Here is a 19,774-nt window from a genome sequence, read left to right as displayed (position 1 = left end):
GCTGAGCTTAACGCAGCATCGCCATCAGCTCCATCGGTGAACGATGCTGCTTAAGCAGGTCACGCATCACGCGCATATGCGGCGCGGTGTGGTTGAAGAAAGCGCTGTACCCGCCGCAAATCGCACTCTTTCCACTGCTGTCGCGATGCTTTGGACAATCACCATGGCAAAAGCGTAACAGCGAACACGCCTGACATTCCGCACTCAGCGTGGTCTTCTTGGACTGACCAAATTCCGTTGCCTGCGGGCTGGCATTGAGCTCACTCAGCGACGTGTGATGAATATTACCCAGGCGAAAATCAGGGTGGACATAGTGATCGCACTGATACAGATCGCCATTCGCTTCCAGGGCAAACGCATGCCCGCAAGTGGAGCTCAGAGAACACATCTGCGCCGGGTGCCCGCACCATACGCCCAGGGTTGAATCAAATAACTGGACGAATACGCGGCCAATATCTTCTCTGACCCAGATATCAAAGACGGAATTCAGGAAGGTTCCCCACGCCCGTGGCGGTACGGATTCAGCGGTAAGCTCGCCTTTTTCATCATATTCAACCAGCGGAATGAACTGCAAAAAGGGCGTGCCAAGCTGGCGAAGGTAGCGATACATCTGCCCGGGCCGCTGACTGTTCAGAGAGTTCACCACCACCAGCAGATTGAATTCCACCTGATGCTCACGCAGCCTGGCAATGGCGTCCACCACCTTATGGTGAGTCGGTTTTCCGCTGCGGTTAACGCGATACGCATCGTGCAACTCGGCGGGGCCATCCAGGGAAATCCCAACCAGCCAGCCGTTTTCACGTAAAAACTGACACCATTCGTCGTTGAGCAAAATCCCGTTGGTCTGGAAAGCATTATGGATTTGCTTCCCTTGCCCGTATTGTTTTTGCAAGGTCACTACGCGGCGAAAAAAGTCGATACCACAAAGGGTTGGCTCCCCGCCCTGCCAGGCGAACATCACTTCAGACCCTGGCTGCGCGGCAATATGCTGGCGAATAAACGTCTCTAAGGTGGCATCATCCATTTCGGGTTGCGTGGGTTTATCAATGTAAAAACAGTAACGACAATCAAGGTTACAACGAGAGCTGGCCGGCTTGGCCATGACCTGACATCCTGTCATGCTAAATTCCCGATAAATGCAATAAGTTGGCGAACATGCGTTACAGCAAACAGTATTGCGAGGGATAACACCGCGAGGGAGATCATAAATTTGTCACGCACCGCGCGAGATTCAGAAAAATCACTATGCGTAACGTCCATCAGGGTACGACTGCGGGTATAGCGCCAAAGTACGATCGCCACCATCGCCAGCACCACAATTGAAACCCAAAACAGAAAGCCCGCCTGATGCCAGTTGTGCTTCAGCGCCAGCGCCATTAGCGCGCCATAGCCCAGCAGCGTACGAAACCAGGCCAGCGATGTTCGTTCCGGTTGCAACCCCGGGTCGGCGATACGTCGCGACTTACGGCTATCCAGCATACAATACAAGTCCCATGACAATCACCGCGACGCTCATTAAAATCAGGCTGATGATTAACAGGCTATGGGTATACGGCAAATCCTCTTTCAGACGCATTGCCCTCTCATTACGCAGCCAACGCAGGTAACCATAAATCGCCAGGCCACCGGCAAACAGACACAGTAACAGCGCCAAAAGCTCACGAATTACCGGCGTGGCGAAATCCGGAGCCAGTTGGTCGAGACCAACGCCCGCCGCCAGAAATCCCAACGCGGTACGGATCCACGCCAGAAAGGTACGTTCATTTGCCAGCGAGAAGCGATAATCCGGGGCTTCTCCAAGGCGGGAAATCTTCATCCAAACTCCTCTGACTGTCATTGCCGGATGGCGGCTGGCGCCTTATCCGGCCTACAGGTAAGTGCAAATGTGGGTATTTGCGTCAGATGGCATTGTAGTCAGAACTTCTGCTTTTTCTCCTCCACTTTTACGCCCTGGGTTGGTAAACCGGTGTCGTAATCACGCACCACCGGAGAATAGCCGTCTTGCGGGCGTGGGCGGAAAGCGCCCATCCAGCGCGGTACGGCGTCTGGACGCCAGGGACGCAAACTCCACTGATAGGTGCGGAACGGATCGCGGATTTTTTCCATATAGTCCAGCAACGCGTCGTGCATCTGGCAGCGAACGTCGGTCAATTGTGGTGAATCTATCAGGTTGTGTAGCTCATCGGGATCGTTTCGTCTGTCGTAAAGCTCATCGCTGGTAAACAGGTTCAGCACCAGCTTCCAGTCGTCCGTCACCCAGCAGCGTACCGGGATAAATCCGCCAAAACTGTCATGTTCAATCTCATAACGGTTGAACTCCACCATCACACCGCGTGGCTTTTCAATGTTAAGAATATTTTCACCCGGCAGGATTTGTGGCTTCTCAATACCCGCCAGCGCCATCATCGTCGGCAGCAGATCGATGTGACTGACCGGCGTGTCTACCTGCATAGGTTCTCCCTGCGGCGGGCGCATGATCAGCGGAATTCGCGTGATGTCGTCATACATTGCCGCCCCCTTACTGATGAGCTTATGCGCCCCCATCATCTCACCATGATCGGAGGTATAAATGACCCAGGTATTCTCCTGCTTTTCTGGCGTTAAGGCATCAATCACCCGGCCAATTTGATCGTCAACAAAATCGTTGCAGGCAAAATAGAGCGGGTGGTGATAACGTCCGTCATCCCCCACTGGAGATGGCATCGCTTGCGACCACAGGCGATGATGCTCAGGCTTATCACACAAGGTATCCTGCGCTTTTGCGCCCAGATCGTAGTAAAAATCCTGATATTTCTGCAGATACTCCACCGGACAGGTAAACGGGTGATGCGGCTCGTCATAGGAAACCACCATCAGGAAGGGTTCGTCATCACGCGCTGGCTGATGGAGGAAATCGACCGCCCGGTTGCTGATACGATGCGCCCAGGTGAAGGTTTCGTCGATATTGTTGACCAGCAAATCCTCCACGCTGTTCAGGCCGTTACGCCACAAACCGATCTCTTTTTCCGTCAGTTCCGCGAGGTAATTAGCCCCGTCATACCAGTAGTCGGCATCCCACTCGGGTGGACACTCGCCGGTACCAAAGTAATCATGCCCGTCGAGATGCCACTTGCCGATGTAGCAGGTGTGGTAGCCCGCATCCTTGAAGTAGCGCCCCATGGTGGAAATGTTTTTCCCCGGTGCGACGTTATTGGTCCACGGGCCGGACTGGTTGGCATAAATACCGGTAAACAGCCCCGCGCGGGCCGGGGTGCATACCGGTGAACAGGTATAAGCGGAATTGAAGCGAATGCCTTCCGCCGCCAGGCTATCGATGTTATTGGTATTCAGTGGCTTACCACTGTAGCAGCCGACCATATTGGTCGCCTGAGTGTCGGTCATAATGAACAGAAAATTAGGGCGGGTCATGCTTTATCCTTAGCGTCAGAGACACATTGTGCAGTAGAGATACGGCGCGACTGCCAACTGCTGTAAATCAAATACACCATCACTGCCGCCGTAATTGAGTAGCAGAGAATCGTCAGCCATTGAGTGTTGTACCCTCCAAACTGCGCCAGTCCGGCATAGACGCCGAGCATCGCGGTCAAGATACCGACAGAGGCAAATTTGGCGTTTTTCCACGGCTTCATGTCTACCGCGAAAGCATCATGGAATTTAAACGGCGTGGCACGCGGCTTGATAACACCGATAACCAGCATGACCACCACGTTAATGCAGAAGGTACAGGCCAGAACGTAAAGGAAGTGAAAGTCGAACTTCACCAGATAGTTAATGGTGATGTAGCTAACGATACCGAGCCCCATGGCGACTTTCGCTGCCAGCGCAGGGATGCGCGGGAAAAAGAATCCCATGATGATGATGGTCACCAACGGCACGTTATAAATACCGTTGAGCTGTTTCATCCAGCTATAGAGTCCTTCCGGCGCATTAGCGATCCACGGTGCTACCAGTACGGAAATTACCGCAATAAAGAATCCGAACTTACGCCCAACCCGAACCAGCTGTTCCGGCTGGGCGTGTTGATTAATAATTCGTCGGTATATGCCCATGCTAAATAAAGTACTGGCGCTGTTTAAAAATCCATTGAACGTACTGATTACCGCACCGAATAAAACGGCACCGAAAAAACCCACCAAAGGGACAGGTAGTACGTTATTTACCAGCGTCGGATATGCCATATCCGCCTTCGGCAGATCCTGGTACAGATGAAAAGCAATTAAACCCGGTAATACCAGCACCAGCGGATCGAGCATTTTCAATACCGCTGTGAGCAATGCCCCTTTCTGCCCTTCGGCAAGACTTTTGGAAGCCAGCGTACGTTGCACGATGCCCTGATTGGTACACCAGTAGAAGGTATTCACCAGAATCAAACCGGTAAAGGCCGCACCAATCGGCAGCGGATCGTTGGCCCCGCCAATCGAGTTTAATTTCTCCGCATGCACGGTGGTCAGTTGCTCAACACCTTGTAAAAAACTGCCTTTTCCCATCGCAATCAGGCCAAATACAGGGACCATCAATCCACCAATCACCAGCCCTATACCATTGATGGAATCAGCCACCGCCATCGCACGTAATCCGCCGATCACCGCATAAATAATCCCGGCAAGGCCCAGCAAAATAACCAGCAACCAGATTGCTGCCCCCTGAGAAATATTCAGTGATTCACCGATGTGAAAAAGGCTGTTTAGCGCCAGCGCCCCTGAATAAAGCACAATCGGCAAGAAGCAGACTCCAGTGGCAATAAGAAAGCAAAAGTCGATAATGATCCGCGTGGTTTTATCGTAACGTTCTTCCAGAAAATCAGGGATCGTAGCGATACCACGTTGCAGATAGCGAGGCAGAAAGATCAGCGCCAGAAAGATAAGCGTCACCGCAGAGGTGACTTCCCAGCCCATGACCGACATTCCGCTTTTGTAAGCCTGACCGGACAGACCAACCAACTGTTCGGTGGAAAGGTTAGTTAACATCAATGACGCGGCAATCACCGGCGCTTTCAATGAACGCCCGGCAAGAAAATAACCTTGTTGCGATCCGGTATCCGCCTTACGTACTTTCCACCAGGTGATTACCGCCACCAGCAGCGTAAAACCCACAAAGCTTAGAATTTGTAGCGTATTCATCTCATAGCCCTTTTTATCATTATGTCCCGGCAGCGGTAGGGAAATTCGGAGGTATTACGCACCGGGTCAGGCAGTCAGATTTCTTAAAATAAAAACGTCATATCCCTGAACAGATTTTTTCTGTTAAGTTCAGGTTGTGGGCATAATTCTCCGTCGGGAAATTAAAATGAATGGAAAGATGCAAAGTTCGCATGTAAAAAACGAAACTACGTACAATATTCCCCTGTTGATTAACGAAAATGTGATCTCTAGCGGAATTTCATTGATTTCGCTGTGGCATACCTATGCCGACGAACATTACCGGGTTATTTGGCCGCGCGATAAGAAAAAGCCACTGATAGCTAATTCATGGGTTGCTGTCTATACCGTCCAGGGCTGTGGGAAAATCCTACTCAAAGGTGGCGAACACATTACCCTCACCGGAAACTGTATAATTTTTTTAAAACCAACAGACATCCAGTCTTATCATTGTGAAGGATTAGTATGGGAACAATACTGGATGGAGTTCACGCCAACAAGCATAATGGATATTCCGCTACGCCAACAAAGTATTATTTATAATGGTGATATTTATAATCAGGAGCTGATCGAAGTCTCGCGATTAATTACATCTTCAGACTCAATGGAAAATAATCTGGCAGTCGCCTTTCTCACGAAAATAATTTATCAATGGATTTGTCTTATTTATGCCGAAGGTAAAAAAGACCCACAGCGAATACAGATTGAAAAACTGATTGCCACTCTGCATGCCAGCCTGCAAATGCGATGGAGCGTGGCAGATATGGCGGCCACCATCCCCTGTAGCGAGGCGTGGCTACGTCGTCTGTTTTTACGTTACACCGGTAAAACGCCGAAGGAATATTATCTCGATGCCCGGCTGGAACTGGCGCTTTCACTATTAAAGCAGGAAGGAAATACGGTCGGACAGGTGGCGGATATGCTTAATTTTTTTGACTCGTTTCATTTCAGCAAAGCCTTTAAACACAAGTTTGGCTATGCGCCCTCGGCAGTGCTCAAACATGAGAAGTAAAATACCGTCTTATCCGGCCTACAGAAGATGCAGGCCGGATAAGTCAGTTTTAACCTAATCCCCAGAAGAGTACCGCCAGCAGTTGCGGGGTAATAATCCTCAAGAACATGACCAGCGGATAAACGGTAGCGTAGGAGAGCGCTGCTGCCCCGCTGGTGGCATGCAGGTTATTAGCAAACGCCAAAGCCGGGGGATCGGTCATTGAGCCAGCCAACATGCCACACAGTGTCAGATAGTTCATTTTGGCAAAGATTCGCGCCAGCAAGCCCACGGTAATAAGCGGAATCGCGGTAATGAAAATACCGTAGCCCACCCAGCTCAGACCATCTCCCTGTGTTAGGGTATCGACAAAATCACCGCCTGACTTCAGACCCACCACTGCAAGAAACAGCACGATACCCAACTCTCGCAACGCCAGGTTAGCGCTGGGAGGCATAAACCAGTACAGCTTACCGATGCTACCAATACGCCCCAGGATCAGGGCCATAATCAGCGGCCCGCCGGCCAACCCCAGTTTCAACGCCACCGGGAACCCCGGGATGAACAGCGGGATTGAACCCAGTAGAACCCCCAGCCCGATACCGATAAATACCGGCAGCATCTGCACCTGCTGCAGTTTTTGCTGCGCGTTGCCGACAACATTGGCGACGGCATCAATGGACGCGGGACGCCCCACCAGATTGAGGATATCCCCGAATTGCAGGCTGGCGTCACTGCTGGCTACCAGCTCAACACCCGCACGGTTCAGGCGGGAAATCACCACGTCGTAACGCTCTTTGAAATGCAGGTCGCGGATTCGTTTACCCAGTACCTGTTCGTTGGTCACCACCACGCGTTCGACGCGTAAATCGGTACCTCGCGTGGACAGCGATGTGTCTACCTCCTGCCCAATCACCACCTGCGCGTTATGCAGGTCAGCAGGCTGCCCGACCAGGTGTAGCAGGTCGCCCATCTGGATAACAGTCCCTGGCGACGGCACCATCAATGTCTCGTCACGTTTCAGACGCGAGCAGATGATTTTGTCGCTGTTCAGAATCGGGACATCCTGAATCGCCATATTGTTGATGTTTGGGTTTTCCACGCGGATGTTCATCGTCTGAATCAGTGCGTGCCCGTTGGTCAGCGTGGATTCATGCTGCTGGGCTTCAGCATCGACGTTAACGCGGAAAATAAGGCGCATCAGCCACATGGTCAGTAAAATTCCGCAGATGCCGAAAGGATAAGCCATGGCATAGCTCATCCCCATCTGGTCAACCACATCGCCAGGCGTACCTAAATCGCGCAGAATTTGCTGCCCCGCACCTAACGCCGGGGTATTGGTGACCGCTCCAGAGAATATTCCCAGCACCACAGGGAGAGGAATGGCAAAAATCTTATGCAGGATCGCGGTGACCAGGCCACCCATGATGACAATCAGCACAGCAAACAGATTCAGCCGCAGGCCCGAAACGCGCAAAGAAGCAAAAAAGCCCGGCCCCACCTGAATACCAATGGTGTAGACGAAAAGAATCAGGCCAAATTCCTGAATAAAATGCAGCATGTCGCCGCTCAGGGTCATCCCTGCCTGATCGACAAAATGCCCGACGATAATACCGCCGAACAGCACGCCTCCAATGCCAAAACCCACGCCACGTATTTTTATGTTGCCGATCCATAACCCGACAACTGCCACTAATGCCAGAACGCTGACCGTCAATGCTATATCACTCATATCCTGTTCCCTGTGAATAACATCATTAAGTAAATGGATTCTCGCAGAGTACAGTCGCAATGTATGGGTGGTAAAGCACAAAAAAGCCCCGTCATTTCTGGCGGGGCAAAGGCATGGAGCTATTTAACTATCTAATGCAGGACGTTCGCTGATGGCGATACGTTGTGGAGCAATGGTTTCAGGTTCATTCCGGGTCAAATCAATATGCAGCAAGCCGTTAGTGAAGCTTGCGCCGGAGACCTCCATATTTTCAGCCAGCGTAAAGCTCAGGCTGAACGGCTGAGTGACCAGCCCCTGATGCAACCATTTGGTCTCTTTTTCCGGCTGCTGCGGCGTACCTTTCACGGTCAGGCGCGTGCCTTCCAGTTGAATATCCAGATCTTCCTGGCGGAAACCGGCTAACGCAAGGGTAATGCGGTAGTGGTTATCATCGCTCTTTTCGATGTTATAAGGCGGAAAGCTCTGGCTTTCACCGGTGTTTTGCAAGGCATTGGCCAGTTTGTCAAAACCGATCCATTGACGCAGCAGTGGGGATAAATCGTAGTTACGCATAATAATCTCCTTCTAAGAAGCGAGTAGGTACCTTTCGGCTCCCTGACGGCAAGCCGATGACTTAGCAAGGCCGCCTGAAGCGGCCTACAGAATTAGTTAATTTCGATGCGGCGCGGTTTGTTCGCTTCAGGAATCACGCGCTCAAGATCGATATACAGCAGACCATTTACCAGGTTTGCGCCGCGAACATGAATGTTCTCCGCTAACTGGAACTTGCGTTCAAAGTTGCGCTCGGCAATACCCTGATACAGGTAAGTACGTTCTTTTTGATCGTCCGCATGGGCGCCTTTTACCACCAGCAGATTGTCCTGGGCAGTAATTTCCAGTTCGCTTTCAGCAAAACCGGCAACGGCAATTGCAATGCGGTAATGGTTTTCGTCTACCAGCTCAACGTTGTACGGAGGGTAGCCACCATTGCTCTGGCCCTGATTGTTTTCCAGCAGGTTAAACAGACGGTCAAAACCAATAGCAGAACGGTACAGCGGGGATAAATCAAAGTTACGCATAATCAATAGCTCCTGAAATCAGCGAGAATAATTGACCTTCCATCATGGACAGGTCAGGTAGCCAGGACACCCATCAGGCATGCCCTTCATTTGTCTACACTCTAAAAATGGGTCTTAATACAAACTTTTCAAGCGTATTCATCTGACTTTTTTTGCAGTTTGTTGTCTATTGCATACACTGGGGGGAGCAGTTGTTCTCGTTAAATCGCGATGGCCGCCACAGTGCGACGAAATGGTGATGTTATTTTCGCAACGGATCGCTTTAACTCACCATGCAAACACGATAAATACAGATGAATAAATGATGATTAAAAAAATGTTGGTAACACTGACGATGTGTAGTGGGATGGCGTTTGTAAGCGGCTGTTCCAGCATCATGTCGCATACAGGTGGCAAAGAAGGGACGTATCCTGGCACGCGAGCCAGTGCCACAATGATTAGCGAAAGTGATACGAACTGGGGAACCAAGTCGCTGGCGATTCTGGATATGCCTTTTACCGCGGTGCTCGATACGGTATTGCTACCTTGGGATCTCTTTCGCAAAGATAACTCGGTGAGATCCCGCGTAGAAAAGAGCGAGGAGAGAACCCAGGCCACGAACGCCGTTATTCCCCCGGCAGAAATGTCTGCTCCATAAATTAACGCCCGGTTTCAGTCACCCATAACTGGCGGAAACCCTCGACGTCTTCCATCCACGCAACCTGTCGACCATCAGGGGAGAAGACGATCGCATCGGCCGACGGCGGGTTATCATGACGTTCCGTTAAAAAATCAATCTCGCCCGTTTGAACATCACAACAGGCAATTCTGTTCTCCAGTACAAATCCCAGCCATTTCCCCGATGGGTGCCAGTTAAAGGCTGACTGAATATTCGTAGCGCACCGGGTAAGCTGACGCGGCGCTCCACCCTGTGGGGAAATCAGCCATAGCTGTACAATACCGTTGTCATCACGCATTAAAAACGCAATCTCAGCTGCCTTTGGATTACTGCGTACCCAGTGGCGAGGCTGATTCACCAGCCCCGGGAAGGCGCGCTCATGGGTAAACGTCAGACGGCGTTGGCGGATACCGGATGGTGGCGCAGGCATGGTCATGTCAGTCCCCTCCAGAGGCGCGTCCCCCGGCTGTTTCCAGCCGCTTTCATCCTGTGGCAAATCAACAATAAACAGCTCTGGTACTTTCTCTCCAGTGGCTGATAGCGTATCACCGATAAACGCCAGCCTGTTTTCTCCAACCCAGCCCTCTTCATAGGCGCGGTTAATCTCATCGCTACCCGGTTTTGGCGTTGGTGTCGTCTGGCTCACCAGCACGCACCAATGGCTGCCACTGTATTCACGCGGATGCTGCGCGGAGACCTTCACCGGACCATACGGTGCAGCCACACCGACGTTGCGTAAATCGAGCGCCGGAGAGCGCTCATGCAGTACATGGTCGTTATAGGTGAAACTGACAAACTCACCGTGCGGGCTAAAGACATGCACATGACTCCCGCCGCGCAGCGCACCTGGCGTATAGGGCGCAGTAATATCCATTGCATCCAGATTCTCCACCCCAGCCTGCGTGACAATCACCCCACGACGATGATGGAAGTCGTAATGCCATGTTTCATCAGGATTTTCAGGCCCGTGAATGAAGACATATTTTTCCAACTTTGGATGAACGGTCACCACACCAACGTGCGATCCCTGAGTAGCCCGGTAAATCACCTCCAGCTCGCCAGTATGGATATTGACGCGCTCAATTGTTTCACCGGTAAAAGAGGCGCCGGAAGGGCGCACATCAAAGACCAGCCACTGGCTGTCCGGTGTCCAGGTATTGATATTGGTAAGCTGATGATTACGCGGCGTAAAGGTGATTTGCTTCATGGGATGCCCTGATACAAGACGATTAAAACAATCATACTTCACAAGCACTTCACTTTCAGGCTTTAGCGTATCGCCATCTTCATTTTTGCGGACAGAAAGATGGAACATTTTGACGTAGCGATTATCGGTTTAGGTCCGGCAGGCGCAGCGCTGGCGCGACAGTTGAGCGGAAAAATGCGCGTGATTGCGTTGGATAAAAAACGCCAGTGCGGCAACGAAGGTTTCACTAAACCCTGCGGCGGTCTGCTGGCCCCGGACGCCCAGCGTTCGTTTATCCGCGACGGGATTACCTTACCCGTTGATGTTATCGCCAACCCGCAGATTTTTAGCGTTAAAACGGTTGATGTTGCCGCTTCTTTGACGCGTAACTACCAGCGCAGCTACATTAATATCAACCGCCATGCTTTTGATTTATGGCTTAAATCTCTCATCCCTGATGATGTGCAGGTGTATCACGACAGCCTGTGTCGGAAAATCTGGCGCGAGGGCGATAAATGGCATGTTATCTTCCGCGCCGACGGTTGGGAGCAGCAGATCACTGCACGTTATCTGGTGGGGGCAGACGGCGCGAATTCACTGGTGCGCCGTCATCTCTATCCACAGCACCAAATCCGTAAATATGTCGCTATTCAACAATGGTTTGCGGAAAAGCATCCCGTACCGTTCTATTCCTGTATTTTTGATAACGATGCAACTGACTGTTATTCCTGGAGTATCAGCAAAGATGGCTATTTTATCTTTGGTGGCGCCTACCCCATGAAGGACGGACAGGCACGCTTTGACGCGCTGAAAGAGAAGCTGGAAGCGTTCCATTTCCAGTTCGGCAAACCGGTGAAAAGTGAAAAATGTACGGTGCTATTCCCCTCACGCTGGAAAGACTTCGTCTGCGGCGAGGACAACGCATTTTTGATTGGTGAAGCGGCCGGTTTTATCAGCGCCAGCTCGCTGGAAGGGATTAGCTATGCGCTGGACAGCGCGGAGATCCTCAAATCGGTACTGCTGCGGGATACACCAGATATGAATCACGCTTACCGTAAAGCCACCCACAAGTTACGTCTCAAACTATATGGCAAAATCCTGAAAAGCCGGGCCCTGACGTCAGCGTTTTCCCGTAAATGGATTATGCGCAGCGGCGTGGCGCATATTCCCTTGGCAAAATCTGAAAGTCACCCGCCAGCAAAAGCAAAGCGTGAGAAATCGCGTAGTATGGCTATGACATTATGGCGCGTTTTTTTAAGGGATTAAGTTGAACATAAAATATAGCTGGTTGGTAAAATCACTGGTCGTATCATCGCTTAGCGTTATGTTATCAGGGTGCCTGAGCTTTATGTGGCTCAAAGCAGGCGATCCACACACAACAATGGAAAAGTGGGAAACAGACACCGTTATTGGCTTATCGTCAGGTAAAGATAATGATGGTAATGAAGGCTATGTCTTTGTCGGTAAAACGTTTGATTATCTGATAACCAGTGGTGCCGAAAGCGTGGTGAAGTTGCTGCAAGATCCGCAAATCGACCGTCATAATTTACAGGCAGTTGATATCGCCAAATTCATCATCAGCGACAATAAAAAGGTGTTTAAAGGCGTATTAACGCTTAAATACACAGGGGAAACGCAGGACGTTAAACAAGTGCTTACGGGCTACGGTTTTGACTGCTCAGCGCAATACTGCACTAAAAATCTATCCAAACTGCAAGGGACAATCCATAAAAAAAGCACCAAACAGGATTACTCGCAGATGCTTACGTTTTATCATCCATTTACCGTTGGTTTTTACGAATATAAAACCTCACATATACCCGAATTCGTCACAAACGGACTGCTGCCCATTACTATCACTCTGGATGTCGTAACCTCTCCATTACAAATATTATTTTTTAATTATTATCACCAATAAATATTTAAATGGGCAAATGTAACAAGGCACTTGCCCATAATTTCTTAATTCAGCGCAAATTTCTCAATGGCATACGCGACGCCATCTTCAAGGTTAGATTTCGTCACAAAGTTGGCGATTTCTTTGACTGACGGAATAGCGTTATCCATGGCAACGCCCACCCCTGCGTATTCAATCATCGCAATGTCGTTTTCCTGATCGCCAATCGCCATCACCTCTTCGGCTTTAATGCCTAACGCATCGGCCAGCGATTTTACGCCCGTCCCTTTATTGACGCGTTTATCGAGGATTTCGAGGAAATACGGCGCACTTTTCAGCACGGTGTACTTCTCTTTTACTTCCGCAGGTAGACGAGAGATAGCTTTATCGAGGATCTCCGGCTCGTCAATCATCATCACTTTCAGGAACTGGGTTGCGGGATCCATTTTCTCGGCTTCACAGAACATTAGCGGGATGGTCGCGACAAACGATTCGTGCACCGTGTAGTAGCTGATATCACGGTTCGCGGTATACAGCGTATTGCGATCGAGGGCGTGGAAATGCGAGCCAACTTCCCGGGAAAGCTGCTCCAGGTAACGATAATCATCATAGCTCAGCGCGGTTTGCGCCACGGTACTGCCATCCCCTGCTTTCTGCACCAGCGCACCGTTGTAGGTAATGCAGTAGTCACCGGGTTGTTCCATATGTAGTTCTTTCAGATAGCTGTGAACGCCGGCATACGGGCGTCCCGTGGTCAGCACCACATTCACGCCACGCGCGCGTGCCGCGGCAATCGCCGTTTTGACCGCTGGTGAAATGGTGTGATCGGGCAGCAGAAGTGTGCCATCCATGTCGATAGCAATAAGTTTTATAGCCATGAGTTCCCCGGATTAAATGAGTCCGTCCTCATGCTAACGCGATTCCGCTCAAAAAACAGCTACGAAAAGGGGGATAGAAAGGGGAATCGAGATTCCCCTTTTTTGTAGATTGGTTGTCGTTTGTAGGCCTGATAAGCAACGCGCCATCAGGCACAATACAACGTCTTGCCGGATAGCGGCGTAAACCGCCTTATCCGGCCTACAGATTGGCTTAAATATCGATGTTCGCCGCTTTCAGGGCGTTCTCTTCGATAAATGCGCGACGCGGTTCAACGGCATCGCCCATCAGCGTGGTGAACAGCTGGTCGGCAGCAATCGCATCCTTCACGGTAACGCGCAACATACGACGGCTTTCCGGATCCATGGTGGTTTCCCACAGCTGTTCCGGGTTCATCTCGCCCAGACCTTTATAACGCTGGATAGCGAGGCCACGACGAGACTCTTTCTGCAGCCATTCCAGTGCCTGCTCAAAGCTGGCAACCGGCTGGCGACGCTCGCCACGTTCGATAAACGCATCGTCTTCGATCAGCCCACGCAGCTTCTCGCCAAGCGTACAAATACGACGGTATTCGCCACCGGTCACAAACTCGTGGTCCAGAACGTAGTCGGTATCCACACCGTGAGTACGGACGCGCACAATCGGTTCAAACAGGTTCTGCTCTGCGTTGTGGTGGATATCAAACTTCCACAGGCTACCGTGCTGTTCTTTTTCGTTCAGCTCGGTAATCAGTGCATTCACCCAGCGGGTAACGGCCTGTTCATTTGCCAAATCAGCTTCTGGCAGCGTCGGTTGATAAACCAGCTCTTTCAGCAGCGCTTTCGGGAAACGACGTTCCATACGGCCAATCATTTTCTGTGTCGCGTTGTATTCAGAAACCAGTTTCTCTAACGACTCACCTGAAAGGGCTGGTGCGTTGGCATTGGTGTGCAGCGTTGCGCCATCCAGAGCGATAGAGATCTGATACTGATCCATCGCTTCGTCATCTTTAATGTACTGTTCCTGCTTGCCTTTTTTCACTTTGTACAGCGGTGGCTGTGCAATGTAAACGTGGCCGCGTTCAACGATTTCCGGCATCTGACGATAGAAGAAGGTCAACAGCAGCGTACGAATGTGCGAGCCATCGACGTCGGCATCGGTCATGATGATGATGCTGTGATAACGCAGTTTGTCCGGGTTGTACTCGTCACGACCGATGCCACAGCCGAGCGCGGTGATCAGCGTCGCGACTTCCTGAGAGGAGAGCATCTTGTCAAAGCGCGCTTTCTCGACGTTGAGGATTTTACCCTTCAGCGGCAGAATCGCCTGGTTTTTACGGTTACGGCCCTGCTTAGCAGAACCGCCCGCGGAGTCCCCTTCCACAAGGTACAGTTCGGACAACGCCGGGTCGCGTTCCTGACAGTCCGCCAGCTTGCCCGGCAGACCCGCTAAGTCCAGCGCGCCTTTACGACGGGTCATTTCACGCGCACGACGTGCAGCTTCACGAGCACGCGCAGCATCAATAATTTTGCCGACAACGATTTTCGCGTCAGACGGGTTTTCCAGCAGATATTCGCTCAGCAGTTCGTTCATCTGCTGTTCTACCGCCGATTTCACCTCAGAGGAGACCAGCTTGTCTTTGGTCTGTGAGGAGAACTTCGGATCCGGTACTTTCACGGAAACAACGGCAATCAGACCTTCACGGGCATCGTCACCAGTAGCGCTGACTTTCGCTTTTTTGCTGTAGCCTTCTTTGTCCATGTAGGCGTTCAGGGTACGGGTCATCGCCGCACGGAAGCCTGCAAGGTGAGTACCGCCGTCACGCTGTGGAATGTTGTTGGTGAAGCAGTAGATGTTTTCCTGGAAACCATCGTTCCACTGCAGCGCAACTTCAACGCCGATACCGTCTTTTTCGGTGGAGAAGTAGAAGATATTTGGGTGGATCGGCGTTTTGTTTTTGTTGAGGTATTCAACAAACGCCTTGATGCCGCCTTCATAATGGAAATGGTCTTCTTTGCCGTCACGCTTGTCGCGCAGACGAATAGAGACGCCGGAGTTCAGGAATGACAGCTCACGCAGACGTTTCGCCAGAATGTCGTATTCAAATTCAACAACATTGGTAAAGGTTTCGTGGCTTGGCCAGAAACGGACCTGAGTCCCGGTCAATTCTGTTTCGCCGGTTACTGCCAGCGGCGCCTGCGGCACACCGTGCACGTAAGTTTGCTGATGCACTTTGCCTTCACGACGAATCACCAGTTCCAGCTTCTGTGACAGGGCGTTAACGACGGAAACACCCACGCCGTGCAGACCGCCGGAAACTTTATAGGAGTTATCATCGAATTTACCGCCTGCGTGCAAAACGGTCATGATAACTTCCGCTGCCGAAACGCCCTCTTCCGGGTGAATACCGGTTGGGATACCACGGCCATCATCGGTAACGGACACGGAGTTGTCAGCGTGAATCGTTACCACGATATCTTTACAGTGACCCGCGAGCGCTTCGTCGATAGCGTTATCTACCACCTCGAATACCATGTGGTGCAGACCGGTGCCGTCATCCGTGTCGCCGATATACATACCCGGGCGCTTACGCACCGCATCCAGTCCTTTCAGGACTTTGATACTGGAGGAGTCATAAGAATTCGACATCAACGTTTCTCGCTCATTTTATCTTGGGTTAATCCGTTATTTTACCCTTTTCCACGGTAAACATCTTCGAATTTTCATCGGACATGTCTATAACGTGTTCAGCGCTTATTGCGCTGACAAAGACCTGAGATTGCGTGGCTTTTAAGCGGCTGGCCAGCAGTCCGCGACGCGCGTCATCCAGTTCAGAGGCAAAATCATCTATCAGGTACAGGCAGCGCCGCCCGCTTTCACGGGTCAGGAACTCCCCTTGCGCCAGACGTAAGGCGCACATCAGCAGCTTTAGCTGCCCACGCGACAACGTATCTTCCACCGGCGCACCGTCGGCGCGAATGCGGAAATCCGCCTTATGCGGGCCGTGCGCAGTGTAGGTCAACATGCGATCGCGTTCAAAACTGCGTTCCAGCACTTCGGCATAATCAGTCTCTTTCTCCCAGCCGCGCTGGAATGAGAAGGAGAGCGAAAACTCGGGAAGAAACTGCTGGCAGGTATCCGCCATATCCTGCGCGATACCGGCGCTGTACTCCGCGCGCCAGGTGCTGATTTGTTCCGCCAGTGGGATCAGTTCTTTATCCCACGGGCGCAGTTGCTCATAACGACTCACCTGGCGCAGTGCCGCATTACGCTGCTTGAGCAGTCGCTTCAGGTTGCTCCAGGCGGTGAAAAATCCGGCTTCATTGTGAAAGCATCCCCAGTCAAGAAATGCTCTTCTGTATTTGGGGCCGCCGTTGAGTAAAGTAAACCCCTCTGGCGTGATCAGTTGCATCGGCATCAGGTGCGCCAGTTCTGCAACCTTGTGCCCGTCAGTGCCGTCAATGCGCACTTTGCTGTCGCCCAGTTTGTCTTTCGTCAGGCCAATCGACGTCTCACGTTCTTCACCCTGCAAACGCCCGTGTAAAACAAACGACTCCTGCTCGTGGCGAATCACGCGGCCAATCTGCAAACTGCGAAACGCCCGGCCATGGCCGAGCGTATAGATGGCTTCCAGGACGCTGGTTTTGCCGCTGCCGTTCGCGCCAACCAGGAAGTTAAAGCCAGGGGATAAAGCGAGATCCGCGCTTTCGATATTGCGAAAATCGCGGATCAACAGGCGGGTGAGCGACATTACAGTCTCATTGGCATAACAACATAGGCAGCCGACTGTGATGCGGCATCTTCAATCTGTACGCTCGATACGGAATCGGTCAGCAGAATACGCACGTTCTCGCACTTCAGCGCGTTCAGAACGTCCAGTACGTAGCTCACGTTAAAGCCGATTTCCAGTTCTGTACCAGGATAGGAGACATCCAGAATTTCTTCTGCTTCTTCCTGCTCCGGGTTGTTGGCGGTGATTTTGAGCTGGTTTTCGCTGACATACAGACGCACGCCGCGGAATTTCTCGTTCGAGAGGATCGCCGCACGCGCAAACGCCTGTTTGAGGATATCGCAACCGGCTTCCAGATGCTTGTCCGGATTCTTCGGCAATACGCGGCGATAATCCGGGAAACGGCCATCAACCAGCTTAGAGGTGAAGATGAAGTCACCAACGTGCGCACGAATGTTGTTGCTGCCAATCTGCACGCGCAGCGGGTTATCGCCGCCGTCGAGCATACGCATCAGTTCAATCACACCTTTACGCGGTACGATCACCGAATGGCTTGGCAACGGCTGACCAACAGGCATTGAACAAACCGCCAGGCGGTGACCGTCGGTCGCCACGGTACGCAGCTCTTCCCCTTCGGTTTCAAACAGCATGCCGTTTAAGTAGTAACGTACGTCCTGATGCGCCATCGAAAACTGCGTGGCTTCAATCAGGCGCTTCATCGTCGCCTGCGGCAGGGTGAATTCGACTTCGCTCTGCCAATCGTCCAGATTCGGGAAGTCGGCGGCAGGCAGCGTAGACAGCGAGAAACGGCTGCGGCCAGAACGCACCAGCATACGGTCGCCTTCCAGTTGAACGGCAATTTCCGCGCCTTCCGGCAATCCACGGCAAATATCGAAGAATTTACGCGCCGGAACGGTGGTCGCGCCAGGTTCATGGGGCTGGATCAGCGCCACGCGCGCCACCATCTCCATTTCGAGATCGGTACCGGTCAGCGAAAGCGTGCCGTCAGCAACCTGCAGCAGCAGGTTTCCGAGAATAGGCAGTGTAGGACGTCCACCCAGCGGGCCGCTGACCTGCTGAAGCGGTTTTAATAAATGTTCACGTTCAACGGTAAATTTCATAGCGTCACGAAGATAATGTTCTGATTAAATTGGAGAAATCTTCTTTAATATCATGGCTTTCTTCACGCAACTGCTCAATCTTGCGGCAGGCATGAAGCACGGTAGTATGGTCACGCCCACCAAACGCGTCGCCAATTTCCGGCAGACTGTGGTTAGTGAGCTCTTTTGCCAGCGCCATCGCCATCTGGCGCGGACGAGCTACCGAGCGAGATCGACGCTTAGAAAGCAGATCCGCAATTTTGATTTTGTAATACTCCGCCACCGTCTTCTGGATATTGTCGATGGTGACCAGCTTTTCCTGCAAAGCCAGCAGATCGCGCAGCGCTTCACGCACGAAATCGATAGTAATCGCCCGGCCGGTAAAATTGGCGTTGGCGATCACGCGGTTCAGTGCGCCTTCCAGCTCACGTACGTTAGAGCGTAGACGCTTGGCAATAAAGAACGCGACTTCACCCGGCAGACGAATGTCGTTTTCGTCGGCTTTTTTCATCAGGATCGCAACACGCGTTTCCAGTTCAGGCGGTTCGATCGCGACAGTCAGTCCCCAGCCAAAGCGGGATTTCAGACGATCTTCAACGCCGTTGATCTCCTTCGGATAGCGATCCGAGGTCAGGATGATCTGCTGATTGCCTTCCAGCAGGGCGTTAAAGGTGTGGAAAAACTCTTCCTGCGATCGCTCTTTATTCGCGAAGAATTGGATATCGTCAATCAGCAGCGCGTCAACGGAACGGTAGTAGCGTTTAAACTCTTCGATCGCGTTGTTTTGCAGGGCTTTGACCATGTCCTGCACAAAACGCTCGGAGTGCATATACACCACTTTGGCGTTTGGCTTACGCGCCATAATGCCGTTACCGACAGCGTGCAACAGGTGGGTTTTACCCAGACCCGTACCGCCATATAGGAATAACGGATTGTAGGCGCCGCCAGGATTGTCCGCCACCTGACGTGCCGCCGCGCGCGCCAGTTGGTTAGATTTACCTTCAACGAAGTTATCAAACGTGTGTTTGACGTTGACGTTAGAACGATAGGTAGGTTCTGCCGGAGCCGGGACGTTATCCCAGCCTGGACGCGCCGCCGGAGCAGCACGTTGCGGTTGCACTTGCTGAGCCACGTGGGCGGGCGCAACAACATTGTTGACCGGCGTTTTCAGCGTTTGCGTGACGGGTTTAGTGCCGACTTCAAAGCGCAGCTGTGGGGCATCCGCTCCACAGAAATTATTGAGTAATCCATTAATATTATTAAGGTATTTATCCCTTACCCAATCGAGCACGAAACGGTTTGGCGCATACAAAGCCAGCGTGTTATCGCTCAGTTCCGCCTGCAACGGGCGTATCCACATACTGAACTCTGTGGCTGGTAACTCATCCTGCAATCGGGCAAGACACTGCTGCCAAAGCGAAAGTGACAC

At 51.8% G+C, this 19,774-nt stretch carries 18 protein-coding genes and 1 other annotated feature; of the genes, 4 read left to right on the top strand and 14 right to left on the bottom strand.

The features are described from left to right. Nucleotides 1-7: 7 nt before the first annotated feature. The 5 genes from LY264_RS00090 to LY264_RS00070 all read right to left on the bottom strand — a co-directional run bounded on the left by LY264_RS00090 (nucleotide 8) and on the right by LY264_RS00070 (nucleotide 5,120). Nucleotides 8-1,120, bottom strand: a complete 1,113-nt coding sequence (locus LY264_RS00090; protein ID WP_165612498.1) for an anaerobic sulfatase maturase — start codon at nucleotides 1,118-1,120, stop codon at nucleotides 8-10. Continuing rightward, complete coding sequence (locus LY264_RS00085) at nucleotides 1,117-1,479, bottom strand: DUF202 domain-containing protein (protein WP_048227360.1); 363 nt, start codon at nucleotides 1,477-1,479, stop codon at nucleotides 1,117-1,119. The genes LY264_RS00090 and LY264_RS00085 overlap by 4 nt, the downstream gene beginning before the upstream one ends. Beyond that, nucleotides 1,469-1,816, bottom strand: a complete 348-nt coding sequence (locus LY264_RS00080; RefSeq protein WP_006687714.1) for a YidH family protein — start codon at nucleotides 1,814-1,816, stop codon at nucleotides 1,469-1,471. The genes LY264_RS00085 and LY264_RS00080 overlap by 11 nt, the downstream gene beginning before the upstream one ends. 98 nt (nucleotides 1,817-1,914) lie before the next feature. Continuing rightward, complete coding sequence (locus tag LY264_RS00075; RefSeq protein WP_048227361.1) at nucleotides 1,915-3,408, bottom strand: sulfatase-like hydrolase/transferase; 1,494 nt, start codon at nucleotides 3,406-3,408, stop codon at nucleotides 1,915-1,917. Continuing rightward, the gene (locus tag LY264_RS00070) at nucleotides 3,405-5,120 is read right to left on the bottom strand and encodes a solute:sodium symporter family transporter (protein ID WP_048227362.1); all 1,716 of its coding nucleotides are present in this window, start codon (nucleotides 5,118-5,120) and stop codon (nucleotides 3,405-3,407) included. Before LY264_RS00070 ends, LY264_RS00075 begins: the two co-directional genes overlap by 4 nt. Nucleotides 5,121-5,286: 166 nt before the next feature. Here LY264_RS00070 and LY264_RS00065 point away from each other — a divergent pair, with 166 nt between their 5' ends. Then, nucleotides 5,287-6,150: a helix-turn-helix transcriptional regulator gene (locus tag LY264_RS00065; protein ID WP_048227363.1), complete on the top strand. Its 864-nt coding sequence runs from the start codon at nucleotides 5,287-5,289 to the stop codon at nucleotides 6,148-6,150. Nucleotides 6,151-6,199: 49 nt separating this feature from the next. Here the strand turns inward: LY264_RS00065 and LY264_RS00060 are convergent, their stop codons facing one another. The 3 genes from LY264_RS00060 to ibpA all read right to left on the bottom strand — a co-directional run bounded on the left by LY264_RS00060 (nucleotide 6,200) and on the right by ibpA (nucleotide 8,919). Beyond that, entirely contained in the window at nucleotides 6,200-7,861 is a 1,662-nt protein-coding gene (locus tag LY264_RS00060) for a putative transporter (protein WP_048227364.1), read from the bottom strand. Between the two features lie 123 nt (nucleotides 7,862-7,984). Continuing rightward, nucleotides 7,985-8,413 (bottom strand): small heat shock chaperone IbpB, encoded by a 429-nt coding sequence (ibpB, locus tag LY264_RS00055; protein ID WP_003827096.1) that lies wholly within the window; start codon nucleotides 8,411-8,413, stop codon nucleotides 7,985-7,987. Nucleotides 8,414-8,505: 92 nt separating this feature from the next. Continuing rightward, nucleotides 8,506-8,919 (bottom strand): small heat shock chaperone IbpA, encoded by a 414-nt coding sequence (gene ibpA / locus LY264_RS00050; RefSeq protein ID WP_003023882.1) that lies wholly within the window; start codon nucleotides 8,917-8,919, stop codon nucleotides 8,506-8,508. Beyond that, nucleotides 8,913-8,985, bottom strand: a sequence feature (ROSE (Repression Of Heat Shock gene Expression) occurs in the 5'-region of heat shock genes and acts as an RNA thermometer to modulate expression.). Its footprint overlaps the gene before it by 7 nt. 238 nt (nucleotides 8,986-9,223) lie before the next feature. Between ibpA and LY264_RS00045 the strand changes: the two genes are divergently transcribed. Then, the gene (locus LY264_RS00045; protein WP_003023879.1) at nucleotides 9,224-9,556 is read left to right on the top strand and encodes a YceK/YidQ family lipoprotein; all 333 of its coding nucleotides are present in this window, start codon (nucleotides 9,224-9,226) and stop codon (nucleotides 9,554-9,556) included. A 1-nt stretch (nucleotide 9,557) separates the two neighbouring features. Here LY264_RS00045 and LY264_RS00040 read toward each other — a convergent pair whose 3' ends face one another. Beyond that, nucleotides 9,558-10,784, bottom strand: a complete 1,227-nt coding sequence (locus tag LY264_RS00040) for a YidR family protein (RefSeq protein ID WP_048227365.1) — start codon at nucleotides 10,782-10,784, stop codon at nucleotides 9,558-9,560. A 99-nt stretch (nucleotides 10,785-10,883) separates the two neighbouring features. Here LY264_RS00040 and cbrA point away from each other — a divergent pair, with 99 nt between their 5' ends. Both cbrA and LY264_RS00030 read left to right on the top strand, forming a co-directional pair. Continuing rightward, nucleotides 10,884-12,029 carry a colicin M resistance lipid reductase CbrA gene (gene cbrA / locus LY264_RS00035; RefSeq protein WP_032945448.1) on the top strand — a complete coding sequence of 382 codons (1,146 nt, stop codon included), beginning with the start codon at nucleotides 10,884-10,886 and terminating at the stop codon, nucleotides 12,027-12,029. 58 nt (nucleotides 12,030-12,087) lie between these two features. Continuing rightward, nucleotides 12,088-12,681, top strand: a complete 594-nt coding sequence (locus LY264_RS00030; protein WP_230319980.1) for a YidX family protein — start codon at nucleotides 12,088-12,090, stop codon at nucleotides 12,679-12,681. 44 nt (nucleotides 12,682-12,725) lie between these two features. Here the strand turns inward: LY264_RS00030 and yidA are convergent, their stop codons facing one another. The 5 genes from yidA to dnaA all read right to left on the bottom strand — a co-directional run bounded on the left by yidA (nucleotide 12,726) and on the right by dnaA (nucleotide 19,774). After that, on the bottom strand, nucleotides 12,726-13,538 hold the full coding sequence (yidA, locus tag LY264_RS00025) for a sugar-phosphatase (protein WP_048227368.1): 813 nt from the start codon (nucleotides 13,536-13,538) through the stop codon (nucleotides 12,726-12,728). Nucleotides 13,539-13,749: 211 nt separating this feature from the next. Further along, nucleotides 13,750-16,164 (bottom strand): DNA topoisomerase (ATP-hydrolyzing) subunit B, encoded by a 2,415-nt coding sequence (gene gyrB / locus LY264_RS00020; RefSeq protein WP_048215237.1) that lies wholly within the window; start codon nucleotides 16,162-16,164, stop codon nucleotides 13,750-13,752. A 28-nt stretch (nucleotides 16,165-16,192) separates the two neighbouring features. Continuing rightward, the gene (gene recF / locus LY264_RS00015) at nucleotides 16,193-17,266 is read right to left on the bottom strand and encodes a DNA replication/repair protein RecF (RefSeq protein ID WP_048215236.1); all 1,074 of its coding nucleotides are present in this window, start codon (nucleotides 17,264-17,266) and stop codon (nucleotides 16,193-16,195) included. After that, on the bottom strand, nucleotides 17,266-18,366 hold the full coding sequence (gene dnaN / locus LY264_RS00010) for a DNA polymerase III subunit beta (RefSeq protein WP_003023863.1): 1,101 nt from the start codon (nucleotides 18,364-18,366) through the stop codon (nucleotides 17,266-17,268). Before dnaN ends, recF begins: the two co-directional genes overlap by 1 nt. 4 nt (nucleotides 18,367-18,370) lie before the next feature. Beyond that, a complete protein-coding gene (gene dnaA / locus LY264_RS00005; protein ID WP_003827078.1) occupies nucleotides 18,371-19,774 on the bottom strand; it encodes a chromosomal replication initiator protein DnaA in 1,404 nt (467 codons plus the stop codon).

This window comes from Citrobacter portucalensis (genome assembly GCF_023374935.1).
Lineage (GTDB): Bacteria > Pseudomonadota > Gammaproteobacteria > Enterobacterales > Enterobacteriaceae > Citrobacter > Citrobacter portucalensis.
Note: the sequence above shows the minus strand (reverse complement) of the source record. Positions and strands in the feature narration are given on the sequence as shown.